This window comes from Streptomyces sp. NPDC048291 (genome assembly GCF_043201715.1).
GTDB lineage: Bacteria > Actinomycetota > Actinomycetes > Streptomycetales > Streptomycetaceae > Streptomyces.
In genome coordinates, this window is sequence record NZ_JBICZC010000040.1 from 1,471 (window position 1) to 3,028 (window position 1,558).

The window sequence follows — 1,558 nt, forward strand, 5'->3', positions numbered from 1 at the left end:
CGTGGCCCCCCTTCTCCCGAAGTTACGGGGGCATTTTGCCGAGTTCCTTAACCATAGTTCACCCGAACGCCTCGGTATTCTCTACCTGACCACCTGAGTCGGTTTAGGGTACGGGCCGCCATGAAACTCGCTAGAGGCTTTTCTCGACAGCATAGGATCATCCACTTCACCACAATCGGCTCGGCATCAGGTCTCAGACTATGTGCTGCCCGGATTTACCTGGACAGCGTCCTACACCCTTACCCCGGGACAACCACCGCCCGGGCTGGACTACCTTCCTGCGTCACCCCATCACTCACCTACTACAAGTCTGGTCCGTCGGCTCCACCACTTTCCTTTCCCCGAAGGGTCCGGAACGGCTTCACGGACTTAGCATCGCCTGGTTCGATGTTTGACGCTTCACAGCGGGTACCGGAATATCAACCGGTTATCCATCGACTACGCCTGTCGGCCTCGCCTTAGGTCCCGACTTACCCTGGGCAGATCAGCTTGACCCAGGAACCCTTAGTCAATCGGCGCACACGTTTCCCACGTGTGAATCGCTACTCATGCCTGCATTCTCACTCGTCAACCGTCCACAACTCGCTTACGCGGCTGCTTCACCCGGCAGACGACGCTCCCCTACCCATCACGATCCCCGTTGGGGGTATATATCGCAATGACACGACTTCGGCGGTACGCTTGAGCCCCGCTACATTGTCGGCGCGGAATCACTAGACCAGTGAGCTATTACGCACTCTTTCAAGGGTGGCTGCTTCTAAGCCAACCTCCTGGTTGTCTCTGCGACTCCACATCCTTTCCCACTTAGCGTACGCTTAGGGGCCTTAGTCGATGCTCTGGGCTGTTTCCCTCTCGACCATGGAGCTTATCCCCCACAGTCTCACTGCCGCGCTCTCACTTACCGGCATTCGGAGTTTGGCTAAGGTCAGTAACCCGGTAGGGCCCATCGCCTATCCAGTGCTCTACCTCCGGCAAGAAACACACGACGCTGCACCTAAATGCATTTCGGGGAGAACCAGCTATCACGGAGTTTGATTGGCCTTTCACCCCTAACCACAGGTCATCCCCCAGGTTTTCAACCCTGGTGGGTTCGGTCCTCCACGAAGTCTTACCTCCGCTTCAACCTGCCCATGGCTAGATCACTCCGCTTCGGGTCTTGAGCGTGCTACTCCAACGCCCTATTCGGACTCGCTTTCGCTACGGCTACCCCACACGGGTTAACCTCGCAACACACCGCAAACTCGCAGGCTCATTCTTCAAAAGGCACGCAGTCACACCACAAGGATGCTCCCACGGCTTGTAGGCACACGGTTTCAGGTACTATTTCACTCCGCTCCCGCGGTACTTTTCACCATTCCCTCACGGTACTATCCGCTATCGGTCACCAGGGAATATTTAGGCTTAGCGGGTGGTCCCGCCAGATTCACACGGGATTTCTCGGGCCCCGTGCTACTTGGGTGTCTCTCAAACGAGCCGTCAATGTTTCAGCTACGGGGGTCTTACCCTCTACGCCGGACCTTTCGCATGTCCTTCGCCTACATCAACGGTTTCTGACTCG

At 56.7% G+C, this 1,558-nt stretch carries 1 rRNA gene (cut by a window edge); it reads right to left on the reverse strand.

Annotation, left to right across the window (positions count from 1 at the left end):
• Positions 1 to 1,558: ribosomal RNA gene (locus tag ACGF5O_RS48985) — 23S ribosomal RNA — on the reverse strand (its annotated part extends 1,294 nt beyond the left edge of the window); the annotation flags it as partial.